Here is a 25145-nt window from a genome sequence, read left to right as displayed (position 1 = left end):
CTGACGTACAGCTTGCCAGTTTTGACCATTGAAACTGGTGTCAATATAGGTGCGTGCTACGATTTGCCAAACTTCATCGATGAGTGCTTTAGAGTTTTGCTGAGCCGCCTTTGATGAAGGAGTCGGCAACTGAGCAGGAGGATTCGGTGAACCAGGGGACGGCTGGGCAAGGGTAGGAAGTGCAACGCTTAAAAGCAGTGGCACTACAAGCCAAACACCTTTTACACAGGTTAATCCTTGCATCTGTTCCCCAAAGTTCATTCAAACGTTAGCTTTGCTAACAGTTTCTCACTTCAACCCAAGACTGTCAGCCATGTAAGGTTGCTTACAGGGGAGTGGTCGTCATGGGGTTTAAGGTGCAGTGGATGTTGTCGGCGAAGATGTTACGTGCAAGCTTACCAAAAGTTAACAAGCGCCAAAGCGCTTGCTCTTTCGTTGCTCATTAACCCCTGTACTACGCCTGTAGGGCTAGTTGTAATCGATTCGCCAACAACATCCGATGATACTCAAACTCCCTCTTCTGCTATCAATTTGCTTGTTATCTAACGTGAGTTTCGGATAAGAGAATTAGGCTAAAGGGTCGTCCAGGTTGAGGGAGGGCTTCTTCGGTTGGTGATAGTAAGCGATCAAACCGCACAGGAGATTGACGCAGAAGTTGACCGGACTGCGATGACGCGAATGCTCAATCTGGGAGATGTTCTTCAGTTGGTCGATGATTGATTCGATGATGGCACGCTTGCGCGCCCATAGCTTGTCGATGAGCCGCATCAGCCGAGGCTTCATGGTGCGCTTGAGTTTGGCAAACACCTCGATGCCATAGGTGGCAAGCAGGTGCTCAAACAACGCTTGTGAGACACAGCCTCGGTCTGCAAACACTTTGCCAAACAGGGTTTTAAGCAGGTCGGACACGGACTTGCGGTCATCGGTGTTGCCGGGAGTCAGCCTGATGTTGAGCAGTTCGCCCTGGTCATTGACCACCAAGTGGAGCTTGAAGCCAAAGAACCAATCGACTGAGGTTTTGCCCCGTGCAGCAAGTCCCTGGAACACTCGATAGCAGTGGATGCGACGGTTGTGGCACACCTTCAAGCTGGTTGAGTCGAGGAAGTTGATGCCACTGCAGTTACCAAAGCAGTGCTTCAAGTAGGCACACAACGGCAGCAACGCCGAGGGCTCCCAGCAGACAAAGCGGTTGTAGCACACTAGTTGGGGAAATGCTTCCCGCCAGTACACACAGACATGGTTCAAGTAGTAGTGCTTGAAGGTGCGATAGTGTTGCTTGTGGAATCCAATCAGAATCGTCATGATTTCGCTCAAGCACAAGCGACCCTCTCGGTCGCGCTGCTGCAAACCACGGCGGAGCAATTACCGTTGCCACACGGGTTCAAAGCGTTGGCAGAAGTCATCGACGGAGCAGAACAACTCTTCTAAGCTAAACATCGGGGGCGGGAGCTGAGCGTTTTGGTTAACTTCAGCGTACTTCCCTCCCCTTTTATTATCCGAAACTCACGTTAGTTACCCTGTACCAGCAGTTAAAACGCTAGCAGCAGTGACGTAGCGATACACGTTGATCACGTTCCCGCTGTCCCAGAACAGGCGTATCTACGGTCAAACAAAGCGCTGCAAACCCTGTGGCAAACGCCCGTTCCACTAGGGCTTTGATCAAGCCGCGTTCCTAATGCACAGAGAGCTGAAACCAGGGTAAGCAAACTGGCGCTAGCAATCAAATTGCGCTTGCGCTTGCGCCCAAGCAATGTCTACGCTGTAGCGCAAGAGCAATGGGTGCTAAGAGGATTCACATTACTACCAACCTGATTTAGTTGCTCTTGACCTGTCTGTAACCCCAGAGCATTCCCGCTCCAGCGAGCAGCAGCAGCCACTCAGTGGGTTCAGGTACAGCGCTAATATTCGATTGATTAGGCTGGGGCAGTTGTGAGTCTTCGACCTCCCGATTAAAGCGATCGGACTGTTTTTCTGCCTGCTTTAGCTCGTCGCGTTGTTGGTTGTTCACCAGCACCAGCATGGATGAGTAGGGTGTCACAATGCCGTACTGCTTAGCAGCGGCGTGAATGGCATCCAACTCGTTTAGCTGGTTCGGTTGCAGGTAATGGCTGAGATGAGTTGTCCACTGACGAGCAGCCAGCGCTCCAAACGCTTTCTGCTCAGATGTCGCAGTGGCTGTCGCACCATTTTTGATGAGGAACCAGGCATAACCATCAACCAGATTTAAAAACGAGGTGCCTGCACCACGTGAGGGCTGGGTAGCAAGCCGCTGCATCACGGTTTGGACCTGAGTAGCAACGCCGCCATCGCTGTCTTGAATTGCCTTTAAGGTGGCATCATCATACGCAAATGCCAGTCCACCTAAATGCACCAACCAGAGTGGGGCTGGCAGCTTTCCTGCTAGTTTAGTGTTGTTGTTCAGCTCGTAGCTGCCCGCATCGGTGATGACGAGAATGGCATCGTAGGGGCGATCGCCGCGCAACTGCTGGAACTGCGTCAGCATCTCTTTGGGCTGCACCATACCGTAGAAAACAGTGCTAGAGGGATCGAAGTTGCTTTGCTCCAAGCCCTCAAGGCGTTGGGGTTGAGCAGGCGCGATCGCCGTGAGATATAAATCGGCGCTGTTTTGTGGCAGGATCTTGTCTTTTAGCCAGCGAAAACTCTCTATAACCTCCGGTCGATGGGCTTCCATGCTGCGAGATTGATCGAGAATCACCGCAAAGCGTTTGCCCTGCGGTAGTTGGTAGCCGCTTTGAGCAACGGGTGTTGCCAGCAATTGGGCACCCCACGGCAGGGTCATTTGGTGCGAAGTCGGCGGTGTGCTCTCAGCAGGAAGCGTTGCGGGTAGCCACTGCTCTGAGGCACTAACTGTTTTACCGTTGACAAACCGCTTAGTTGCGCCCGTCCAGAAGACGTTGCGCTGTTCTCGCAATGTAGGCAACTGCCAACCTGACGGTTGCTTCAGCACTTTATATTGCAGCCAAAGAAACAGCCTCGGTGTCTCAGTTTGCGAACCAAGAGTTTGTGTCATCGCTGGCACTGGAAACGCCCGTAGGCGATACTGCTGCGGACCGACCTGCTCTAAAAGGGCAGGATCAACATTTCGCTGTACCTGGTTAGTATACACCTGTTGAGCCGCTCCGCGAGGCGCGATCGCAAACGGGTATTTCTTCGGAACCTTTGCTTCATCACTGAGCCACAAGCCTGTAATAGCAGCACTTTCTGGCAGCGAGAAATAGTAAAGCACTTCCTCCGGCAGGGTTGTCTTGTTTTGGTACACCTCGTAAAGCTCTACGTCTGCCCAATCGCCCTGCGGTGTAACAGTAAGGTGCTGTGACTCCAGCCATACCCGTTTCTGGTTGATATCATCCAGCCCTGCTTTTGCCTCACTCCGGTTAAAGGTAGACTGCAAGGCTTTTTGGATGGTAGCGTGTTCGCCCCGCAGAATGGGCGTATCAAAAAACTGGGCGTAGAGTTGAGCTGCTTTGTCAATGTCTGCTGCGGTGCCCTGGTAGGTAAAGGGGGCCGTTAGAACATTGAAGCCCTTTTGGATCGTTTGGGCGATCACGGTGGGAACGCGAAGATTACTTTGGTAATAGTCTTCCATCGCACTGCTGTTCGATCGCGGATAGCGGTAAGACGAGAGATAGGCATTTAGCAACCCACTGCGAATAGTGTCCGACTTTTTCAGCACAGACTGCCGCTGCTGATCAGTTTTTGGGGCTGGGTTTAGCAGACGGAAGGCGGCAATTTGTGGCTGTTGCTGCACCAGCAAAAAGGCTCCTAGCCCAACCGCTAAAACGGTTCCTATAAACGCCCTTACCTGCCAGGTGCCATAGCGAGTGCCCAGTTGCTTGAAGATACTGTGCAGCGATCGCCCATACATGACTGAGATGCCAAGCGGCAAAGTACATAAGCCAACGATCACAAGTGTCAAGGGCAGCATGATGAGTGCGTAGGGCAGCACGCTTGGCAGTGCCGCTAGCAGATTCACCAGGGTTGGCGGCACGTAAAAGCTCAAGATTGCCGTGGCGTACAGCGCGATCGCCAGCACCATTACCTGACTAGCCAGATGCCAGAGGTTCACGCGCAGCCAGTTTTCTTGCCGATTCAGTAGCCAGTGCCCGGTGATGATCGTGCCCAATAGCAGCGTCAGCAGCAAAAAAGTGGTTGGCAAGGTGAGGTCGCGTAACCAGAAGAAGCGCGTCACGCAAATCAGCAACAATGGTGCTTCGATGCCGTAAAACAACTCAAACAGCGTCGCAGGTTTTTGCATGCTGTTACGGAAGCCCGCGATCGTACAAGTCGTTGGTACGCCGACTAAGCCAACAAATGTTAGCAGGAAGTTGACTGGCACCTGCCCGGTGACTGCATCGCTCAAGAGCATTAACCCCAAAAAGGGCACCACTCCCAGGTAGACGATCGCCAGTAAGGTCAGATTGAAGATCCAGAAAAAAGCGACAAAGAGGGTATTCATAAGTGAGAGGATAGGCGGCGGGTACAAGTGTCCAGACCAAAGACTCAAGCCTTTTGTAGAGTCTCACCGAGCGACCGATAGATGTCCGTTACCAACACTTGCAGCTTTGGATCATCTGGGTTGTGGAATTGGTCAAACAAAATCGAAACCAGTGTCCAGGACGATTGCTGTCGCGAAGCTTCTTGCCAAATCCGAGTCAGAAAATCTCCTGTAGTTTGATCCGGTGCTTGAAACCAATAGACAGCCGTTTGGGTTCTGTCATTTAAGGACAACCAGCGTGCCAAGGGTCCCGCAACAAATTGCTGTGGAGCGATGTGATCCAGGTGAAATCCACTGCCAATTAAACAGAGTTCGGGAGCGTGATGCGCCTGCAAACTGGGACTGCTAACTAACAAAACCGAGCCAGTGAGTCCTTGATAAGTGAAGCGCTGCTTGTGCGCTACTACATCAGGATGGTTGGCAAAAAAGCTCTGCTCAGTCGGTGTCAGTGGAATCGTTTGGGTCTGGGTTGCGATCGCCCAATCCAACTTCGTGACAGCAGGTGGAGCCGCAGGAGCAGGGGGATGAGGAATCAACGCGAGTGCTAGCAAGCAAGCGGCAAGCAGAAAGGGGAGTTTTGCGTCTGCAAGCACGTTGTTCTGCTGGTGATCGTTCTGCCCTGAAGCCATCGATCGCGGCACCCAGCGCAGCAGTAGCAAGGTAAAACCGCAGGCGACCACAAACGTGATGACTCCCAAGGGCACATGCAGTATTTCTGCTAAAGTGATCTGCTGCCATACGTGTGCCACCAGCACCAGCGTCAGCACACGAGCGATGTTGGCGATCGCTAGCAACCCCAAGTTTGCGATAAACACAACTAACCAACGTAGCCCAAACTGTCGCCGTTCCAGCCAGGTCGCCATTAACAAAAAGAGCGTACCTGTCCACAAACTTTTCAGCCCGCTACAGGGCAAATCGACCTGAGCAATACCCGTATCGAGCACAATGATGTCCTCAGAGGACAAAGCAGCGACGTGCCAAGTTCTCAGGAGAAGCTCAACTGTGTGAGCAGTCAGAATACGGGCTGGAAACCCTAGTCCAGTGCTGTATTGCACTCCAAACGGCACCATAACCGCGATCGCCGCCCCAATGGGTAAACCCTTTCGCCAAACAGTAGACTCTAGAAATAGCCCCAGCAAACCATAAGTACCCAATAGTGCAAACACTATAGGCACCTGGTCAAGCATGAGTAGCCACTGAGCAGCAATCATGCCGATGGCACTGCTCAGCAGCAGCAGTAGCGGACTCCAGCGAAAAATTGGCACGGCTGAGAAGCGGAACTGCTGCCGATGGCGAACTCCTTGAATGAGCAAGAGTGCGACTCCAGCCAGCAGCATAACCTGGTTAAACAATGAAATTTCTTGAACTGGTTGGATCAGCCAGCCCAACGTAGCCCTATTAAGCAATAGCCAACTCAGCAGCAGGGCGGCTGTAGCTGTTCGTTCTAGCTTACTAAAGGTCTGCGATCGAGTAGCCAGACGCATTAAATGATCGCTGGTCATGCAGGATTCCTTCCGATTTGCTTAGTGACTCAGTGCGAGTAGACGACACCAACGGCGATAAGTAGACCCCTAAAAAAATAGTGCGGCTGACTTCACGGACACTGAGGGATATTGCGGAAAGTCAAGGCAAAACTACACTAATTTGAAGGCTCTATGAAGTTTGCGTAAAGGGTTCAAGGCAGAAGGGAACAGAACTGTATGTTAAGAAGCTTTGTGAAAAGTGTCTGGCGGCCGAAACCGTAACAACGAAAACATAGTCTGCGGTCGTAGACTACCGAAATGCAAAGTTGCAACCTGTGTCGAAGCACTAGCAGTTTAATACCTGGACGATGAAGACGTTTGGGTGCGGGGACCGGATCTGTAGCCATAGTTGGAGCCCGAATAAACGGAGCGCATGGTTGCGTTATAGCCAGGCGAAGAGTACACCGTAGTCGTCACACCACCGTTAACCCTTTTCACCACAGACCGAACTCCCGTGTGCGAGCGAGACGAAGCTGGGCGGCTGTAGGAGGAACGTGTTTGGGTCGAACGGCTGGCAGGTTGAGTGCGGCAGAGCGATTGCCTTAGGTCGATGACTTGCCCAGACGCAGTGGTCATGTAACAAGCACTATCAGACTCCACTGGTAAAGCCTCGGCACGCAAAGCAGTGAGCGTCATTGAGGCAAGTCCAACAGCGGCAGCGATCGACCAAAGATGGCGGTTCATGAAGGCAGCAGGTACAGGTGCTCTTTAACCATGCACCCACAGAATTGCTACAGCTAGTCCGACTGCCGAGCCTTCACAGAATTTTCATTGACCCATGTTTAAATGAGCGCGATCGCTACTACCAACGAGATCGCTCACCGCTAACCCTGGTGATGCAAGGAGTCGAGAGCCAACGAGTCGCAACCATGTTTGACCGCACCTTCGGCATCGAGATTGAAGCCTATGCTGGCTTTAAACTCGATCCCGGTTCATTGTTAACCGAGAGTAGTCTGTCAGGGAGGAAAAGCCTGATCAGGCGATCGCGCTAACGTTTCGGTAAAACTACTGACATTGTTAACGGTGCGTTAGAGACACCTTAAAGTTCTTGTGGGATTGGTAAAGATTGGTACAGAAAATGGCAGCGCTCTTTGTAGCCCTCAGCAAATTTCTGACTTCACCACCGATTCCTTTACCCAGGACACCGCTATGGCAAGCGCCCCCATTCGTTTTTCCCAGTTCAATGCTTCACTGAACCGCAACGCAGAGGGACAGCTTGTTTCTGATCTGTCCACGCCAAACAATGCCCAGGTAAAGGCGGTGGCTGAAACGATCCAGCGCGTTAACCCCGATGTGCTCTTAATCAATGAATTTGACTACGTAGCTGCCAACCCGCTTCAGCCTGTGCAGCTTTTGCAGCAAAACTATCTCTCTGTCAGTCAAAACGGTGCCACACCGGTTGAGTATCCCTACGCTTACATTGCGCCGTCGAATACGGGTGTTGCCTCTGGCTTTGACCTGAACAACAACGGTGTTGCGGTAACGACTCCAGGTGCGCCAGGGTATGGCGATGATGCCTATGGTTTCGGTAACTTCCCCGGTCAGTTTGGCATGTTGCTGCTGTCTAAATATCCGATCGACACAGCGAATGTGCGAACCTTTCAAAACTTTCGCTGGCGGGACTTACCAGGAAACTTGCTGACGAACGACCCAACTGTAGATAATCCTGCTACCGCCGTGGAGGAAAACCTGGGTGGCTTCTACACGGCAGAAGAACAAGCAGCGCTGCGGCTGTCATCGAAAAGCCATTGGGATGTACCCATTTTGATCAATGGCAAGGTGGTGCATGTGCTGGCTAGTCACCCTACGCCGCCCGTGTTCGACGGACCTGAAGATCGCAATGGCAAGCGGAACCATGACGAGATCCGCTTCTGGTCTGATTATGTTACCCCTGGTAGCGGTGACTACATTTACGACGATCGCGATCGCTCTGGCGGACTGGCTGCCGGCTCGCGCTTTGTGCTTATGGGCGACCAGAATGCAGACCCGAATGATGGCGACAGCTACGATAACGCCATTCTGCAACTGCTGCAAAACCCCGACGTCAACACCAATACTGCGCCAACAAGCCTGGGTGGACCGGAGCAATCGCGTTTAGATGGTGGCAAAAATCTGGAGCATCGCGGCAACCCAGCCTTTGACACAGCAGATTTTGGCGATGCGCTCACGGCATCCGGTAATCTACGCGCTGACTATGTGTTGCCATCAGCGTCTTTGGACATTGTCGATGCGGCTGTGTTTTGGCCCACGACGAGCGATCCACTGTATTACCTGGTGGGCGATCGCCAGAGCTTTGCGGCTACCCCCGCTTCAGACCACAGCTTAGTCTGGGTAGATGTACAGACAGGTGCAACGCCCGCAGGCAAAACGCTGACAGACGATTTAGGCTTCCTGGGGCAAACGATTCTGGCAACGGGCTTTACGCCAATTGGGGCAGCAGGTGCGATCGACGGCATATCCGTACCCATCGGTGGCTTGTCGGGTCTTGCTTACGATGCCGTGAACCATCGCTACTACGCCATTGCGGACGATCGCTCTTCGCTGGCTCGCTTCTACACCTTCACGGCTGACCCCACCACACTCGCAACAGCTGGGGTCACCTTCACCAACGTCACGCAGCTTAAAGATACGAATGGTCAACCGTTTGCGACCAACAGCCTCGACCCAGAAGACATTGCGCTGACCCCAAATGGCACAGTGTTTATCACCTCCGAAGGGGAAGTTAGCCCTGCGTTGGGAGCCAGCCGCGTCACAAACCCGTTTATCGACGAGTTTGACTTGGCAACCGGACAACAGGTGCGATCGCTGCCCATCCCAGCAAAATTCCTGCCCGCCGTGCAAGATACAAACGGCAACGGCTGTGAATGAGCAGAAAATATAGCGCAATTTGCAAATGAGTTGCGCAACGAGTGAGAGCAGCTCCAGTCTAGTGTTCTAGCTTCTGATAAGTTGACATCCAACTGCATTGAAGGAACAGCAATTGGAAGTGAATCAAACCCTGCAACGCGCACAGGTTTCAACTTTATAAGCTTGTGCTACCTATTTGCAAATTGCGCAAAATCTTTTGCTCAGTCACAGTTAGCTGTGAAGTACAACTCCTTGGAGTTCTCTATTCTAGAGTTGATAACAACGCAACCGACGAGAATACAAGATGGGATGAGAGGTTTTGCGAATGGGAAAGAGAAAACAATCATCTATTGAACCGACGAAATCAAGCTCATGAAAGTATTGTTTTTAACGCTCGTATTTCTCAGCGAGATGTGATTCGTAGAGCTGAAGCTTCCCACTTTCCTGTCCTAGCTTATCAACCTCCTGACTCTAATACTGGCAGGGCTAGGAATGCGACTCGAATGGAGTGGTTAAATCTCACGAATGAAATCATCACTCGGATGCAAACCTCAAGAAGCAGCTAGATTTGGACATGGAATTTCGCATTGCCGACACCTTTACCGATAGCCTGACCAGACTCACCGGGCAGGAACAGAAGGCAGTGAAAACGACTGCCTTTGACCTGCAACTCAATCCGGCTAGCCCAGGTATGCGATTTCATAAGCTCGATCGGGCGAAAGACCCTAACTTCTGGTCAGTCAGCGTCAACATGGACATTCGTCTGATTGTCCATAGAACAGAGACTAGCCTCTTGCTCTGCTATGTCGATCACCATGACGCTGCTTACACCTGGGCGAGCCGTTGCAAAATCGAACGGCATCCCAGAACTGGCGCGGCTCATTTGGTAGAAGTACGCGAGCGAGTTGAGGAAGTCATCGTCCAGAAACCAGTTGAGCGGACAGCACCCACAAAACTGCCTCTATTCGCCCAAGTTTCTGACGACGACTTGCTGAGTTACGGTGTCCCACTTGAGTGGTTAGACGCTGTGCGGCAAGCGACCGAGGACACCCTGTTTGATTTAGTTGATCGCTTGCCCCAGGAAGCAGCCGAAGCTCTCCTAGAACTGGCGACAGGTGGCAAACCACAGAAACCAACTACCATCCCAACCACCATCGATCCGTTTAGTCACCCTGATGCTCAACGTCGCTTCCGAGTCATGACCAATATGGAGGAGTTGGAACAAGCGCTGGCATTCCCCTGGGAAAAATGGACAGTTTTTCTCCATCCTGCCCAACGCTATCTGGTCGAACGGGATTACACCGGACCTGCCTGCATCTCAGGCTCCGCTGGCACAGGCAAAACCATTGTGGCACTCCATCGCGCTGTTTTTTTAGCGCGTCGGCATCCTCAAGCTCGCCTTTTGCTGACCACCTTCTCCGACGCCCTGGCAAATGCCCTCCGAGTCAAACTAAGTCGGTTCCTTAGTAATGAGTCCGAAGTCAGCAATCGGCTCGTAGTTTGCTCCATTCAGAGCGTTGCTTACGCACTGTACACAGACATCTTTGAGGAACCCAATGTCGTTATACCAGAGCAGGTGCGATCGCTGTTAAGGGCAGCTGCCGCTAAAGTTCCAGAGCATCGGTTCACTGAGTCCTTCCTGTTCGGCGAATGGCGTGATGTCGTTGATGCGTGGCAGCTAGACTCCTGGGAAGCCTACCGGGATGTGCAACGCCTGGGACGCAAAACGCGGATTGGTGGCAAACAGCGAGAACTCCTCTGGTCGATCTTCCAGCAGGTTCATGATGAAATCGGACAACAAAACCTTTTGACCTGGCCCGGACTCTTTTATCGGGTTGCAGACTATCTCACCAAATCGAATGAACAACCCTTTGATTTCGCGGTTGCGGACGAAGCTCAGGATATGGGCATCTCCGAACTGCGCCTGTTAGCTGTGATGGGCAAGCAGCGACCCGATAGTTTGTTCTTTACCGGTGATTTGGGGCAGCGCATTTTTCAGCAGCCGTTCTCCTGGAAGGCATTGGGTGTCGATATTCGTGGGCGATCGCAAACACTCACCATCAACTACCGCACTTCTCACCAGATTCGCCAGCAAGCCGATCGCCTACTGCCTAAAACTCTGGCTGATGTAGACGGCAATGTCGAGGATCGGCAAAACACAGTGTCCGTCTTCAACGGACCTGCCCCAGTGATCGAGCTTTATGCTGACCTGGAGCAAGAGACGGAAGCGGTCAGCGAGTGGATCGCGAATCGTCTTACCGCTGGGCTGCAACCAGATGAAATCGGTGTTTTCGTTAGAGATACACCTCAGCTTAAACGGGCGATCGCTGTCGTTCAACGCTCAGGAGCAACACCGGTTGAGTTAGACGATCAAGCCACTCCGGCTCAAGGCTGTATTGCTGTCAGCACTATGCATCTGGCAAAAGGTCTCGAATTCCGTGCTGTTGTTGTCATGGCCTGCGACGACGAAATTCTGCCACTCCAAGAGCGCATCGAAAGCATTTCCGATGAATCCGATCTTGAAGAGGTTTACAATACCGAGCGACATCTCCTCTATGTTGCCTGCACCCGTGCGCGGGATTACTTGCTCATCACCGGAGTTGATCCAGCCTCCGAGTTTTTGGATGATCTGGATAAGGGGTTGAACTAAGTCATTCCGTCACAGATGCAGCTCAGTCTAACTTAACCCTCAGCATGATCAATCATCTTACAAAAGGTATTGACTAACTCCATTTGAGAAATTGTTGAACAAGATGTACGCGCTAGTGCCGGACTGCCAACAACAACCGAAAGGCATTGAGCACGAGAAATCGCTACATTCAATCGGTTGCGGTTAAGCAGAAATTCCAGTCCTCGGGGTACCGCATCTCCACTACTGGCACACATGGAAACAATTACCACCGGCGCTTCCTGCCCTTGAAACTTATCGACTGTACCAATTCTGGCGCGACCTTTTAAACGCTCTTGCAGTTTTCGCACCTGCATATTGTAAGGAGCAACCACTAGAATTTCTTGATTACCAATAACTCCTAATTTCTGTCCACGATCGCTAACGTACTCCAAACCAGTCAGTTCTGTTACCAGTGCCTCAACCTGGTTTACTTCTTCCTCGCTGGATTGCGTATTGTCTTCGTGATCCACAGGGATAAACAGGATGCCACTGCTTTTACAAATCAAACCATTGCGATCAGCCGGTATCGCGATCGTGTGATGGGCAGTATTAGGATGGTTAGTCAACCGACCCTCATACACCAGTTCAGAGATAAAGCGGCAAATCTCTGGGTGCATCCGAAAGCTGACATCTAAAAACACTCCTAAGTCAGGTGGGACAGTAGCTTTACCGTTCAGGAAGTAGCCCAAGCCAGAGGTCCCGCTTTCCCCTGGGTGTGAGCCTTGAATCGGTTGTTCCAGTTGCATCTGGTCTCCCATCAAGACCAGGTTGTTGGCACATCGAGCTTTCGCCACTAGATTTGCTAAAGAAACCTGTCCTGCTTCGTCTACAAACAGGTAATCCCACAGGCCCTGGTTTTCTGAACGGCAACACTGAAAGACCGTTGCACCAACCAGTTGGAAGGCTGCTGGTTGAGCTTCTGCCATTGTTTGTTTGAATTTGATTTGTGGATGCTCTAAAACTGCATCATCAGCGGGTCCTCCCACTTTAGCTCCACTAAAGACAACTCCTTGTTCAATCGCTAGTGCCGCAACTCGTCCTAACAAATTCGAGATAACTTTATGGCTAGTTGACGAAACAGCAACTGTTTTGCCTTCCTGTAGTAAGCGCAAAATGATGTGAGCAGCTGTATACGTTTTACCACTACCTGGTGGTCCCTGGATGCAGAGAGCACTGTGGTCTAGATTCAGGGCAGTCTGAACAATGGTTTCAAGAGAATCTGTGCCACCCGCAATCAGCGCTCCACCAGAATGGTTACGAATGCGGGGCGATCGCCGTCCCAGTAGGTCGTGCAAGACAGGCGCTAGGGTTAGAAATGGCTGCCAATTTTGCACAGTCTCTAAAATGGCTTGGCTGATTTGGTCAGTATTGATAAAAGTGGCTGGTAATAAACCTGTACGTTGGGGAGGTTCCCAGTTCTCAAAAGTTTGTCTGACCTCAGTTAATTTGTTATCGCTAATGAGGAGGGTTAAGTATCCTTGCTCTGTATCAAGTGATTCAAGCCTGCATCCCCGCAATGGTTCAGGTGGGGTAAACCAGCAATCAGTTGCGGCAGAAAGCTTAGTATCTTGAGCCAGATCAAATTGGTAGGCGTAGGCAAGCGATCGACTTTTTGGCGTGGGGCGATAAGGAGGATTACTGGTCCGTTGAATTCCAGCTAGGCAATCCAGCTCATCGTAGAGTTCCAGTTCCTCCATTTCCAACCAGGCAAAGCGCTGCCACCAAAATGGTTTTGCTTCTCGTTGGTGAAACTGAAGAAGATGAGCCAGTAACTCTTGCAATTTCCAATGTTCTGCTTCATCACCCAACTCTGTTGGAATGCCAGCAAGCAACTCGGAAGCCAACTCAGAACCAGTAACTCTTGAAGGTTGAGGTTCAGTCAGTTGTTGTGGCGCTTCAGGACCATTTTGGCCAGGTTTAGGTCGGTAAGAAATGCCGTGTTCTGTCTGGAGACCTCTCAACCAGTCTGTTAAATACTTTGTTGAGTCACAGTCATCCTTATTGTAAGAACGGATTTCTTCGAGAAGCGGTTCAGCTAAGTGAGGGGCATGCTCTCGCTGTTGCATCCACCGAAAATACTGCACTACTGAATCTTGAGCATTCTGAACGTCACCCTGCCGTCCCTGCCAGTAAATCTTTTCTAAGGTTTTGATTGAATAATTTCTACCTCCTACCCGAACGCCTTGCGCCACAATTCGGTACAAGTCAACAAAGACACCGGCTCGCAGCAAATCATCTAACTGATCTTCGCGGGTAGCATAACGGCTCATTAACCGCTTCAAGGCAATCGTTTCATAGGCAGCATAGTGATATATGTGCATCTGCGGGTCTTGCTGCCAACGAGCGTAGACCCAATCGATGAACTGCTCAAACGCCTGCTTTTCTTCCCGCTCATTATGAGCCCACCAATCTTGATAATGGAGTTCTCCATTCGTTTCATAGGTGACTCCAAATAAGTACTCTAAGCCCCCTTCTGCTAAGGGGTAACCTTCCATATCAAAGTAGATATCCAACTGACGGGCAGGCGGTAACAACACCAGACCTCTGTAGGGATCCTCTTCGCTTGGATGGAGCACTTCATAACAGGGAATGCCTTGCCTAAGGCTCTGCTTCTGCAATCGAGCTTGCTGATTCAAGCGGCTGAAAATCAGGGGATCTAACTTTACAATCCGATGGACTGGACCAGCGTCCGCAAGCTGTTGCATTGTTGTGATGCCTGCTGCCTCCAATCGGCGAATTTGACTGCGCGTCATGTTCGCTACTTGACTTAGATGATCAAGCTCTTGCAACACTCGTTCTGCCTCACCACTCCAGCATCCATGGCTATCCCCCTTCGGTAACAGTCTGGACTCAGGAGAAAACGTTGCCATGCACTGAAGGAACGATCGACGCAGCTGGCGATAATAGTGAATATAATCTTCCGTGCGTAAACGCTTGATTTCAGTATTCCCTAGCAATAGACGGAATTCTTTTGGCACAAGACCCTGAATGCTGCCCAATAAGTCGCAGTAACAGCAAGCCTGGATGATAAAGAAGGGTTTTGGGTTAAGGGCTAATTTGCACTCAAGGGGGATATAGCTCCAGTTACCCAGGTTTGATGGTTCCTCAACGCGAACCAGCATATCCGCATAGCCCATAAAATTCTCATGCTGAAGACAAGCCTGATAAATGTAGTGCCGTCCAGACTTCATAGCATCTAACGTCGTTTCCCAAGCATCCGTACGCTCCACCATACAGAGGTCTATGCCAGAGTGTTGCAAAGACTCTAGATACCTTTGTTCATGGCTCTGACCCATTTGAAACAGAATTTGCTGCATTTCATCGACTGGGTCAGCGTTGAGCCCTGTCGCTTCTGGCATCTCTAATCTGTACCGTTCCATCCAGCAGGCAAACTCACTTTCAAAGAATTGGGTTAGGTCTGTAGGGGAATACACTACCTGCTCTGCAACGCGTTTCATACTAAAGTTCTTACTGGAACAGCTCATTGTTCCCACGCTGCAAATTTAATCTTTAACTCTAGAAAAACGCTTAAAAAAGTTTCATCGCGATTGCTGAAATATGAGGCTAGAATGCTAACCCTCTTGAGTCAGCTTTTCTAGTTCATCTAATAACTTAGTAATGCGGTCGCGCTTCTTGCGATCGCTCCAAACCTCAGTCTTCTGTAATTGCTTGCCAATTTCACTCCACCGTTGAGCAACCATTTTCTCAACAGTCAGTGCTGCCTCAGGCGTTAGCTCTTTGACTGCCGCCCTAATCTCATTCAGCGATAGGTTCTTAGCGATTGCCTGCTTGAGCAACTTAGACCGCTGCCCCTCATCTTTTACGCGTGCGAGCGCTCGTGCTTTGGTGAACTCTAGCTTCCCTTCTCGCAATGTCTCCAGCACTTCATCTGGCAAATTGAGCAGAGGAAGACGGTTCACTCGGAAGGATTCCGCATTAAAACGACCAACTGTAGAGAGAAGCGATTCAATCGCTTTGACTTGACGGATAACGTTATCCGTCAAGTCAAGTCCTCGTTTCTTTGCGTTCGCAGCTTGATTCAAAACCGACACCACCTCATCAGTTGTGACATCTAAATCAATGGCTAGTAACTGCAAGAGCCCTTCCGTTTCCTCTACGGGGTTGAGGTCATCCCGTTGCAGGTTTTCGATTAGCGCAACTTGGAGCGCCTGTCGATCATCAAACGCTCGAACGACAACCGGTACTTCCGTTAGTCCTACGGTCTGAGCAGCCCGGTAACGTCTTTCGCCAGCAATTAATTCATAGCTGCTGCCTGATGGACGCACCAACAGGGGCTCTAGAATGCCATGCTCTTTGACCGACTGAGTCAGCTGTGCCAGCTTCTCTGGGTCAAAGTAGCGCCGTGGCTGATGTTTAGAAAGTAGGATTTTATTGATTGGGACAGTGCTAGTTGGCTGTGCCCCTTCGACTTCCATACTGAATAAATCAGTCACCCCTCTCATCTGGGGCACTTGGGGACGTTTGCTAGCCATTACAAAGCCTCCATACCTTTGGCAATTTCATCCAGGATGATCAGCGAGGGATGCTTCGGTGCATAAACGGCGAGAGGCTGACGAGACATGGCCGCATCGGCAAAGGCAGTCGCACGGGGAATGGGCGCGTAAATTGTGGCAATCGAAGCTAACTGCTCTTTCAGCGCTTCCAAAATGGCTTTGTCTTGGCTTGCATTGTTGAAAATCGTCGGAACGATACCCGCGATCGCCAGTGTTCGATTCAGGTGCTTCCTCACTTTTTTGATCGTATCAAGCAGGAGCTCAGTACCTTTGAAGGCCTTAAAGTGAGTTTGGATCGGAATGAGCACATGGGTGGCTGCAGTGAGAGCAAGGATACTCAACACCCCTAAGCTGGGAGGGCAATCAATCAAGATGAAGTCGTAGTGAGTGATTTCTGGCTCCAGCGCATCCTTCAAACGCAGTTCTCGCGCAATCACAGAGGCTAATTGGAGTTCTGCTGCACTTAAAGTAATGTTGGCTGGGACAAGGTCCATTTGATGCAAATTATGGTGGATGGGCAACGCCGTATCCTCTTCCAGAATGGCATTTGCAACAGTTTGCTCTAACTCATGAGGCTCTAAGCCCATAAAAGTTGTGAGAGATCCCTGAGGATCAACATCTACTAAAAGGACACGATGACCACGAAGAGCTAGATGGTAGCCCAAGTTCATTGCCACCGTTGTTTTACAGACACCACCAGCCTGGTTAAAAATAGCAATGACCTTATGCACAACGCAGCCTGTAGCGACAAGCTTAGTTTATCCGGTAGGTACAATTTCTAAACAAATTTAATGGACGATTATCCTGATTTTGTGCTTAAGGAAGCATTGCGTCTTCTCGATCTGTTGAGTGCTGCACCGTTTAGTGATTGTGCCCCCTTAACTCGGAAGTTCAATGAGCTGCCGCCTCGCCTTGGCATCTACGCCTGTAAGCATCGAGGCTTAGGGATTTTGTACATCGGCAAAAGCAATAGCATTCGAGCACGCTTAAGATGTGGACATAAAGCTTTGGGGTGGGCTTTCATTGATCGCATGGATCCTAATGACGTACGCATAGCCTACACACCCCTTTCCTTCGAGTGGAATCGAGTATCATATTAGTTAGAACAAGTGATGATCAGGCGTATCCAGCCACCCTACAGCGATCGCTAACAGCGGAGACTTGATAGATGCAGACTGCTGACTCAACGACAAAAGCCATGCTTCTCAACTACTTCCCTGAGCGCATTCAAATTGCGCTGAGCCACTATGCTGCTGAACTCAATCTGCCACTAGAGACTCTGGTGAAGCTAGGGATCGGTTATTTCTTGGAATCAGCGGATATTGATGCCGGCGCGAATGACCAAGCTTTTCCAGAACCACGTCAAGGCATTTTGGCTCATTTCCCCAAAGCGATGCAAAAAGGCATTGAACAGTATGCAATGGAGTATGAGTTTCCGCCAGAAGCCGTAGTCGAACTGGCAGTCACGTTTCTCCTTGATCCGGATGCCAGCAGTTTTGAGGATTGCCAGGTCGGTGTTCAAAAAGAGCAAGTTCATTTGCTCCAGCAGTATCGTCAAGACCATCAAGCCGAAGCAGCTTAGAGAACGATATCTCGGAGAACTCAGGCAAAAACGTCACTAGCTTTCAGCCAGAAGCTCCTGGTCAAAAGCTTTAGTGCCCAGTTTGCACGAATTTGAGCGGGAAGGCAGGTGCCAACTCGTTCAAAGGCGAAGATTAATTTTACAGTGCCAGAAGTGTGCCAGTTGCATATGTATCAGAAACGGTCCCAATTGAGGCACTTGACGATAGGCTGGTTCACCGACGGCAGCAGAGGCTGGCTGTTGTCTCACAACTTGTCTCAAAACCCGTGGGTGCAAGACAGTTTTGCACCCACGGGTTTTGAGACACTGGTTCGCACTAGCCCTCGCCGACTCATCAGCAAACCTGATGTATGAAGCAACGCCCTTAATTGACGCAACTGGCACAAGCCCTTGCTTTGACAACTGTCACATGGAAAACATTTAGTCCAAATGTAGTCCAGAGCTTTGAAAGACGGACTTAACTAAAACTGACAACCTAGTTTTTATGGCACTTTGAGCCTCTTCTTTCATCCTCTTGTATAGTTGCTGACTTCGCAACGGCGCAACGGGGCGAAAAAGTAAAACTGCAACAGTGTAAGGGTTTTAGGTGTTGTGCCAGTTGGCGGCTAGTCCAGCACCGGAAGCACGAGCCAATCTTGAGCCACGCTTATCAATGAGCACCTTGGAGCCAACAGAAACACATTTAACCTGGTTAGAGCGATTGGGTTCTTTTTTGCCTTATGAACCGTAAGTTAATCATGCTGCTGATCTGTGAATAAGCATGACTTTTTAATGATTTTTTCTTTTCTGGATCTTAAATTAGACACATGACCGCTATGCTTGGTGAAACGTAATTTTATTTCCATAGATAGAGAATTTAATGGCTATCAACGGCTTACAAGAGCTGAGAGCGATTCAAGCTTTTGCTGTAAAGCTTTTAGTTTTGAGCGCTCTCAGTAGTGGGATAGCCTGGTTTCCTCATCAGTCTGCGGCGCTCGGACAAACGTGCAATCCGTTTGGATGCCCTAATCCAGGAGCTGGCGAGTGTAATTCTTTCGGGTGCCCTAATCCGGGTGCCAGAGCTTGTACTCCGTTTAGCTGTCCTGCTTCACCCCCTAGGGCTGCCAGTAATCCTAACGACGCTAAGCGATCGTTCACCGTCCACAACAACACAGGCACCAATATTACAGGGCTGTATATTTCCAGTTCGGGGGCTGGTGACTGGTGCCCCAATGATTTAGATAACATGCTCTACAACGGTAACTCCTTCCGCTATTCGCTCACAGGTTCCTGCCAGTGGGATCTCAGAGCGCGGCTTGCAGACGGCAACGAACTAACGCAGCGCAATATCGATACCTGTATCAATACGAGCTATACCTTGGGTGCCACTGCTACACAGAAGCCCATGAACAATCCTGTCAGCGGTGGAAGCAGCTTTGGGGAATGCATGGATCGGGTGATGTATCAAGATTTTCGCGCCAATTCTGAACCTGACTCAGATAGTTGGTACACCTTCGATTTGCCTAGCAGTCTGACCAGTGATCAAATAAAGCAGGCAGGGTTTCGCTCTACCTACTTCGGCAAGCAACACAAACAGTCAGTTGTTCGTGTACAGGTCAAAACCGCAGAACAAGCTGCTCCAGTGTGTCGCTGAGTCGTCTGAGACAACGTAATTAAAGATTCGAGACGTTCGTTTGCCGAAAAGACAGCATTGCGCTTGTAGGCAACAAGGAATTTACAACGCAGTGGGTCTGTTGTTACTCGTTCACACCCTCAAGTCTTCTACATAATTGTCGCTGCTGATTTTACATCTACCCCCCGGAGTTCGCATGGTTGTCCAGTTATCTAGCCCTTTGCCCACTACCGCATCAAAGCCATCTTATGCAGTCTGCGGTTGTCCATCCTGCAGTGCAGCGCGATCGACAGGTAGTGTTGCGTCTAGTAATCAAGCCCTTGAGTTAAGTCAGGCTAACGGTTCTGCTGTAAGTGCTGCTAACAGCACCACATCTTACATCAATGCATTACTGCCAGCGAAGCAACCCCGTTGGGCGATTGGCGGTGGGATTAGCAGCAGTCCTTGGACTGGAACCACTCCCATTCAAATTAACTACAGTTTCATGACGCAGGTACCTGCTTACTACAATGCTGAAACTCATGAGCGAAAAACCGCTAATACCTTTGTAGCTTTCGACGCAATACAACAACAAGGAGCACGAGCTGCTCTAGCACTCTGGGAGCAAATTGCTAACATTCGTTTTGTGCAGGTATCTGACAATGGAAGCGGCGGTCAAATCCACTTTGGTACTAATGCTCAAAACACTAATCAGTCTGCTTATGCTCAATATCCTGATCAAGAGCAGTGGGGCGGTGATGTTTGGCTGAACAACTCATTTGCGCCAAATTTGACCCAAACTTCTGGAAGCTTCGGTTTTTACACCATGCTCCATGAAATTGGTCATGCCCTAGGACTAAAGCATCCTGGTGAATATAATGCTGGTGGTGGACCATTACCGCCAGCACCTTACCTACCCAACGGAGAGGATAATTGGCAATACAGCTTGATGTCTTACAACGACACTCAAGGTGAAGCAATTCCATACACAGGTGTTTTAACAAATCCCAGCACACCCTTGTTGTACGACATTGCGGCAATTCAGTATCTCTACGGCGCAAATACGAGAACGCGATCAGGTAACGATAATTACGCTTGGGCAACTAATTCTACCTTCATCAAAGCGATCTGGGATGGGGGTGGTACAGACACGATCGATGCCAGCAACCAAATTCGTCGCGTCATTATCAATTTAGTTGCAGGGAAATTTAGTTCTATTGGTGCCCAAAATGGCTCTGAGGATGTAACTGATAACCTTGCAATTGCCTATGGGACTACGATCGAAAATGCTAATGGTGGTAGTGGTGATGATTTTATTTTTGGAAATGAAGTCAGTAATACTATACGGGGTGGAGCTGGTAAAGACTTTATTCTAGGTGCTTCTGGTCAAATCTCAGCACTCAGTAGTGATGCTGATTTTCTATTTGGCGATGCTGGAGACGATCGCTTAGGGGGTGGAGCAGGCAATGATTTTCTAGACGGTGGTACGGAGAATGATAGTTTGTACGGCGGCGATGATGATGATTTCCTTTATGGAAATTGGGGAAACGATAATCTAGAAGGGGGAAGCGGGAACGATACGCTCTATGGTGTCCAAAACGATGACACCCTTAAAGGAGATAATGGCAACGATCTTCTATTTGGCGGGTCAGTAAGTTACCCCACTAACACAGGTAATGACAGACTAGATGGCGGCATTGGTGCGGATACGATGCAAGGTCAGGATGGGAATGACACTTACATTGTGGATAATGTGGGCGATCAGGTCATTGAGTATGGCTCCAACGGCATCGACACGGGTGGAGAAGATGGCATTGAAGCGTCGATTAATTTTAACCTGCCTTCCAATGTTGAAGTGCTGGTCCTGACCGGAAGTGCAATCAGAGGCGTTGGTAACCAGCTTGACAACACAATCTTCGGCAATGAATTAGATAGCTGGCTCGCAGGTGGTGATGGTAACGACACTTTATATGGCAGTGCTGTTGCTTCTCTCTTCAGCAGCGATATTGACGTTATCTTAGGTGGCAATGGCAATGATTACCTTTATGGTGGAATTGGCATTGATTATCTTCAGGGCGATGCTGATGCAGACACCCTAGACGGTGCTGATGGAAATGACGATCTTCAAGGTGGTTCCGGTGACGATAGCCTGAGAGGTGGCAACGACAACGACTACCTGACCGGAGGCGATACCCTAAGTTACACCAACACTGGCAACGATCGCCTAGATGGTGGTCTTGGTGCAGACACCATGCAGGGGCAAGATGGTAACGACACTTATATCGTCGATAGCTCTCTGGATCAGGTCAAAGAATACGACAAAGACAATAACGATGCTGGTGGCCTTGATAGGGTGGAGTCTTCGGTCGGCTATGTCTTGCCGCTTTACGTTGAAAACCTAGTGCTAACTGGATCTGCGTCCTATGGTGATGGCAATGCCAGCAACAATATCTTAAGTGGTAATGATCGCAACAACGTCCTCAGTGGATTTGCAGGCAATGACTTTTTAGATGGTGGAATCGGCAACGATACGTTAGTCGGTGGCATTGGTGATGACACCTACTTTGTCGATAGCTTGCAAGATGTGGTGATTGAAGCGGCTGGAGAAGGAGTCGATCGTGTCTATGCTGCTATAGATAATTGGATCTTGGGAGCAACGATCGAAAATCTGACGCTGACCGATAACGCCACCATTAGCATCGGCAACGATCTGGATAACGATTTAGTGGGTAACATCACCAAAGTCGATATCCTCAGAGGTGGTATGGGTAACGATACCCTCAACGGACGTGGTGGTAACGACTATCTCAACGGTGATGATGGCAGTGATGTCTTAGATGGTGGGACTGGCAATGACACTCTTGAAGGTGGTACTGGCGACGACACCTACATTGTGGATAGCCTTGGCGATGCCATTATTGACACGTCTGGAACAGGTATTGAAACCGTTCAATCATCAGTCTCATGGTCATTAGGTACAGGGCTTGATAATCTCACTTTGACTGGAATCAACGCGATTAACGGTACGGGAAACGCGATCAATAACCTTATCACGGGCAATAGTGCTGCCAATATCCTGATTGGTGGGATCGGGAACGACACATTGAATGGGGCTGAGGGCAATGACACACTCAGCGGCGGAGATGGTAGCGATGTTATAGACGGCGGCACGGGCGATGACAGGTTAGAAGGTGGCACGGGCGACGATGTCTACAGTGTTGATAGTACTGGTGATGTCATTATCGATTCCGCAGGTAGTGGCATTGAAACTGTGCGATCATTGGTTTCATGGTCATTGGGTGAAGGGCTTGACAATCTCACCTTAACTGGAACTGGCGCGATTAATGGCACGGGAAACGCGATTAATAACATTATCACTGGTAATAGTGCTGCGAACATTCTTGAAGGTGGTATCGGGAATGACACCTTAATTGGGGGAGCCGGAGACGATATCTACAGTGTAGACAGTCTCAACGACATCATTAGAGAGTTACTGAATGAAGGCATCGATACTGTTCATACATCCCTAACCTGGACATTAGGTGATAATCTAGAAAATCTAGTTCTGCTTGGAACTGCTGCGATCAATGGTACTGGGAACGCTCTCAACAACGTCATTACTGGCAACAGTGCTGCAAACATTCTCAATGGCGGCACTGGCAACGATACTCTGATTGGTGGGGATAGCAACGATACCTACATTATTGATAGCCTCGGTGATATCATCATCGATACCTCTGGAACGGGCATCGAAACCGTTCAATCATCAGTCTCATGGACCTTGGGGGCTGGACTAGACAATTTAGTTTTAACGGGAGCCGCTGCCATTGATGGTACAGGTAACACGCTTACCAACCGAATTGTTGGTAACAGTGCGGTAAATATCTTAGATGGCGGCATTGGTGATGACACTCTTGAAGGTGGCTTAGGCAACGACACCTACATTGTGGATAGTGTAGGCGATACTATTATTGATATATCAGGTACAGGTCTTGAAACGGTGCGATCGTCCGTTTCTTGGACATTGGGTACTGGTCTTGACTATCTCACGCTAACGGGAATGTCTGCAATCAATGGCATAGGCAATGCACTCACAAATACCATCCTTGGAAACTTAAGCAACAACAGTCTTAATGGTGGCTTGGGCAACGACACATTAACCGGTGGGGGTGGAGCAGACTCGTTTGTATTTGACACGGGCAATGCTTTTACTAATGCGATCGGAGTCGATCAGATCACCGATTTTCTGGCAGGCACTGACAAAATTGTTTTGGACAAAAGCACCTTTACCGCACTTTCCAGTAGTCCAGGAAGCGCACTCAATGCTAATGAATTCGCCACGATCAATGATGGCATCAACGGAGCAACCTCTGCCGCCGCCAATATTGCACGGATTGTCTTTAATCAGTTCAGTGGCGACTTGTTCTACAACCCAAATGGTAGTTTAAGTGGGTTAGGCACTGGGGGGCGCTTCGCCACGTTAGCGGGCGTGACTACGTTAACAGCCAACAGTTTTGCCATTCAAGCTTGAACTTAGTGAATCAAGTCTTTGGGGGATTGAGCCAACATACGACCAATTTAGTGCAAGAAAGGGCTAACAGCCTGATTCTGTCGTGGATTTTTGACGCTTTTCCCTTTGACTGGGTTTTGATCCAGAAGCTCAACGTAGTAAGGCTTGTAGCCTCATGTTGCACTTTTTTGCCCGTCTGTCGGCTTAACCCGTTATTGGAGAGGCTCGTGAGGTTCCGGAATCTTAGCAGATCGAGTGTTGGGATAAAAATGGAGGCGTTCTGTAGCCTCAAAAATCATCAATTTCGTCTTCTCGATTCCCTCGACAATTGCGGAAATTGTTGTAGCGGTAACATACTCACTTGAGCGGTGGACCTTTTTATGTTTGACTCTTGACTTACATCGCAACACAGTTCCAGTCGGACCAGCTACCGGATCTGTAAGCCAGTAGGAATGTACAAGTTGGTTGCGCTTCTCCTCAGCTTCTCCAGCGATTTGAATGCCGACTTGCAATTTTACTAATACTTCGGGGAAGTCTTTCGCCTTCCCTTCCTCGTACGATACACCTGGAGGAATGAAATGGGGAAGCGGGTGAGTCTCAACGTAATTAGACAAAAATTTCAAGCGGTTTGCAAAGGACAACTCATCAAGAACGGTATATGTAAAAGAGCCTACTGTTTCCGTGGGTTCCATGAGGCAAGCCAGCCCGTAGGTTATCACTAGCTCAAGTGACTGGAAGGCGATAACTATCCTGCCGAGAGCAATGTAATGCTCATCAGTGAATTTAAGGGGTGCTACGTCTTCGGTTTGCATGGGCTCTAAATATTATCCAGCGGAGAATTTAAGTCTATTATCCCGAATTGCATAGGTAAATTGAGACTTTAGCTGTTGATGTTTAAGGGGTATGTCCAGAGCAGTCTATTTGTCCGTTAAAAGGTGCATCAGCCATCGCTGGACTGAAACTGGCATAAATTACCGTTCGGTTATAGTCTGCAACGCCGATGCTCTCGTTCCTGTTCGCTCCTCTGCATGAGCGAGAATACCGCTTCTGTCGTTGGTGAGTTGCGGGTTCTGCAACGGGGCAAGCAAGTAAAAAGTAGAACTATGACTGGGCCAGGCTTCTAAGGGTTGTGACAGTGCTGAGCGAGTCCGGCAGCGCCAGCGGAGCGTTAATCACACTGCACTAGGGGCACCGCAGCACCAACCGAGACAGAGCCAACTCGGTCAGAACGAGCAGGTGCTGCAAGGGTGCACCAGCGATCGGCACACTCACTAGGTGAATTTCAGCCATCTCGCTGACTGACAGGTACAGGCGGCGGGCACTTTAGAGGCAGTGACCTTGTCCAAAGTAGTAGCCATTTGAGCCATGTCAGACTTTTCCGACGAGCAACT

The 25145-nt window shown here is 49.8% G+C and carries 14 protein-coding genes and 3 pseudogenes; 6 read left to right on the top strand and 11 right to left on the bottom strand.

What is annotated here, in order from left to right; all coding sequences use genetic code 11:
• The 6 genes and pseudogenes from H6F76_RS04470 to H6F76_RS04445 form a co-directional block, all read right to left on the bottom strand.
• Nucleotides 1-243: pseudogene (locus H6F76_RS04470) on the bottom strand (hypothetical protein); the annotation flags it as partial.
• Nucleotides 244-567: 324 nt separating this feature from the next.
• Nucleotides 568-1437, bottom strand: a pseudogene (locus tag H6F76_RS04465) (IS982 family transposase).
• Between the two features lie 124 nt (nt 1438-1561).
• A pseudogene (locus H6F76_RS31355) lies at nt 1562-1702 on the bottom strand (alpha-hydroxy-acid oxidizing protein); the annotation flags it as partial.
• 111 nt (nt 1703-1813) lie between these two features.
• Nucleotides 1814-4477: a TIGR02921 family PEP-CTERM protein gene (locus tag H6F76_RS04455; RefSeq protein ID WP_190506294.1), complete on the bottom strand. Its 2664-nt coding sequence runs from the start codon at nt 4475-4477 to the stop codon at nt 1814-1816.
• A 44-nt stretch (nt 4478-4521) separates the two neighbouring features.
• Complete coding sequence (gene xrtO / locus H6F76_RS04450) at nt 4522-6018, bottom strand: exosortase O (protein WP_190506292.1); 1497 nt, start codon at nt 6016-6018, stop codon at nt 4522-4524.
• Between the two features lie 315 nt (nt 6019-6333).
• Nucleotides 6334-6723, bottom strand: coding sequence for a hypothetical protein (locus H6F76_RS04445; protein WP_190506290.1), 390 nt, complete (start codon nt 6721-6723; stop codon nt 6334-6336).
• 17 nt (nt 6724-6740) lie between these two features.
• On the opposite strand from H6F76_RS04445, the gene H6F76_RS04440 reads away from it, so the two are divergent.
• From H6F76_RS04440 to H6F76_RS04430, 3 genes are all read left to right on the top strand, one after another.
• The gene (locus H6F76_RS04440; protein WP_190506288.1) at nt 6741-7031 is read left to right on the top strand and encodes a hypothetical protein; all 291 of its coding nucleotides are present in this window, start codon (nt 6741-6743) and stop codon (nt 7029-7031) included.
• A 157-nt stretch (nt 7032-7188) separates the two neighbouring features.
• Nucleotides 7189-8907: an esterase-like activity of phytase family protein gene (locus H6F76_RS04435; RefSeq protein WP_190506296.1), complete on the top strand. Its 1719-nt coding sequence runs from the start codon at nt 7189-7191 to the stop codon at nt 8905-8907.
• Between the two features lie 553 nt (nt 8908-9460).
• Nucleotides 9461-11536 (top strand): 3'-5' exonuclease, encoded by a 2076-nt coding sequence (locus H6F76_RS04430; RefSeq protein ID WP_190506286.1) that lies wholly within the window; start codon nt 9461-9463, stop codon nt 11534-11536.
• Nucleotides 11537-11568: 32 nt separating this feature from the next.
• Here the strand turns inward: H6F76_RS04430 and H6F76_RS04425 are convergent, their stop codons facing one another.
• The 3 genes from H6F76_RS04425 to H6F76_RS04415 all read right to left on the bottom strand — a co-directional run bounded on the left by H6F76_RS04425 (nt 11569) and on the right by H6F76_RS04415 (nt 16802).
• On the bottom strand, nt 11569-15015 hold the full coding sequence (locus H6F76_RS04425) for a TM0106 family RecB-like putative nuclease (protein WP_190506284.1): 3447 nt from the start codon (nt 15013-15015) through the stop codon (nt 11569-11571).
• 114 nt (nt 15016-15129) lie between these two features.
• A complete protein-coding gene (locus tag H6F76_RS04420; RefSeq protein ID WP_190506282.1) occupies nt 15130-16050 on the bottom strand; it encodes a ParB/RepB/Spo0J family partition protein in 921 nt (306 codons plus the stop codon).
• Nucleotides 16050-16802, bottom strand: a complete 753-nt coding sequence (locus H6F76_RS04415) for an AAA family ATPase (protein WP_190506280.1) — start codon at nt 16800-16802, stop codon at nt 16050-16052. The genes H6F76_RS04420 and H6F76_RS04415 overlap by 1 nt, the downstream gene beginning before the upstream one ends.
• A gap of 437 nt (nt 16803-17239) precedes the next feature.
• On the opposite strand from H6F76_RS04415, the gene H6F76_RS04410 reads away from it, so the two are divergent.
• Nucleotides 17240-17653, top strand: a complete 414-nt coding sequence (locus H6F76_RS04410) for a hypothetical protein (RefSeq protein ID WP_190506278.1) — start codon at nt 17240-17242, stop codon at nt 17651-17653.
• Nucleotides 17654-17773: 120 nt separating this feature from the next.
• On the opposite strand, the gene H6F76_RS30910 is transcribed toward H6F76_RS04410, so the two are convergent.
• Nucleotides 17774-17902 carry a hypothetical protein gene (locus tag H6F76_RS30910; protein WP_277881187.1) on the bottom strand — a complete coding sequence of 43 codons (129 nt, stop codon included), beginning with the start codon at nt 17900-17902 and terminating at the stop codon, nt 17774-17776.
• 610 nt (nt 17903-18512) lie between these two features.
• Between H6F76_RS30910 and H6F76_RS04405 the strand changes: the two genes are divergently transcribed.
• Complete coding sequence (locus tag H6F76_RS04405; RefSeq protein ID WP_190506276.1) at nt 18513-19286, top strand: hypothetical protein; 774 nt, start codon at nt 18513-18515, stop codon at nt 19284-19286.
• 175 nt (nt 19287-19461) lie between these two features.
• Complete coding sequence (locus tag H6F76_RS04400) at nt 19462-23775, top strand: matrixin family metalloprotease (protein WP_190506274.1); 4314 nt, start codon at nt 19462-19464, stop codon at nt 23773-23775.
• A gap of 191 nt (nt 23776-23966) precedes the next feature.
• On the opposite strand, the gene H6F76_RS04395 is transcribed toward H6F76_RS04400, so the two are convergent.
• Nucleotides 23967-24566 carry a hypothetical protein gene (locus H6F76_RS04395; RefSeq protein ID WP_190506272.1) on the bottom strand — a complete coding sequence of 200 codons (600 nt, stop codon included), beginning with the start codon at nt 24564-24566 and terminating at the stop codon, nt 23967-23969.
• Nucleotides 24567-25145: the final 579 nt, after the last annotated feature.

It is taken from the genome of Leptolyngbya sp. FACHB-321, from assembly GCF_014695975.1.
Lineage (GTDB): Bacteria > Cyanobacteriota > Cyanobacteriia > Leptolyngbyales > Leptolyngbyaceae > Stenomitos.
The sequence above is the reverse complement of the archived record's forward strand: the minus strand, read 5'-3'. Positions and strand labels throughout refer to the sequence as shown.

Bases quoted from the DNA above. Each gene is read 5' to 3' on its own strand.
- H6F76_RS04455 (WP_190506294.1), bottom strand. From the start codon at position 4,477: ATGAATACCCTCTTTGTCGCTTTTTTCTGGATCTTCAATCTGACCTTA.
- xrtO (WP_190506292.1), bottom strand. From the start codon at position 6,018: ATGACCAGCGATCATTTAATGCGTCTGGCTACTCGATCGCAGACCTTT.
- H6F76_RS04445 (WP_190506290.1), bottom strand. From the start codon at position 6,723: ATGAACCGCCATCTTTGGTCGATCGCTGCCGCTGTTGGACTTGCCTCA.
- H6F76_RS04435 (WP_190506296.1), top strand. From the start codon at position 7,189: ATGGCAAGCGCCCCCATTCGTTTTTCCCAGTTCAATGCTTCACTGAAC.
- H6F76_RS04430 (WP_190506286.1), top strand. From the start codon at position 9,461: ATGGAATTTCGCATTGCCGACACCTTTACCGATAGCCTGACCAGACTC.
- H6F76_RS04425 (WP_190506284.1), bottom strand. From the start codon at position 15,015: ATGAAACGCGTTGCAGAGCAGGTAGTGTATTCCCCTACAGACCTAACC.
- H6F76_RS04420 (WP_190506282.1), bottom strand. From the start codon at position 16,050: ATGGCTAGCAAACGTCCCCAAGTGCCCCAGATGAGAGGGGTGACTGAT.
- H6F76_RS04410 (WP_190506278.1), top strand. From the start codon at position 17,240: ATGCAGACTGCTGACTCAACGACAAAAGCCATGCTTCTCAACTACTTC.
- H6F76_RS04405 (WP_190506276.1), top strand. From the start codon at position 18,513: ATGGCTATCAACGGCTTACAAGAGCTGAGAGCGATTCAAGCTTTTGCT.
- H6F76_RS04400 (WP_190506274.1), top strand. From the start codon at position 19,462: ATGGTTGTCCAGTTATCTAGCCCTTTGCCCACTACCGCATCAAAGCCA.
- H6F76_RS04395 (WP_190506272.1), bottom strand. From the start codon at position 24,566: ATGCAAACCGAAGACGTAGCACCCCTTAAATTCACTGATGAGCATTAC.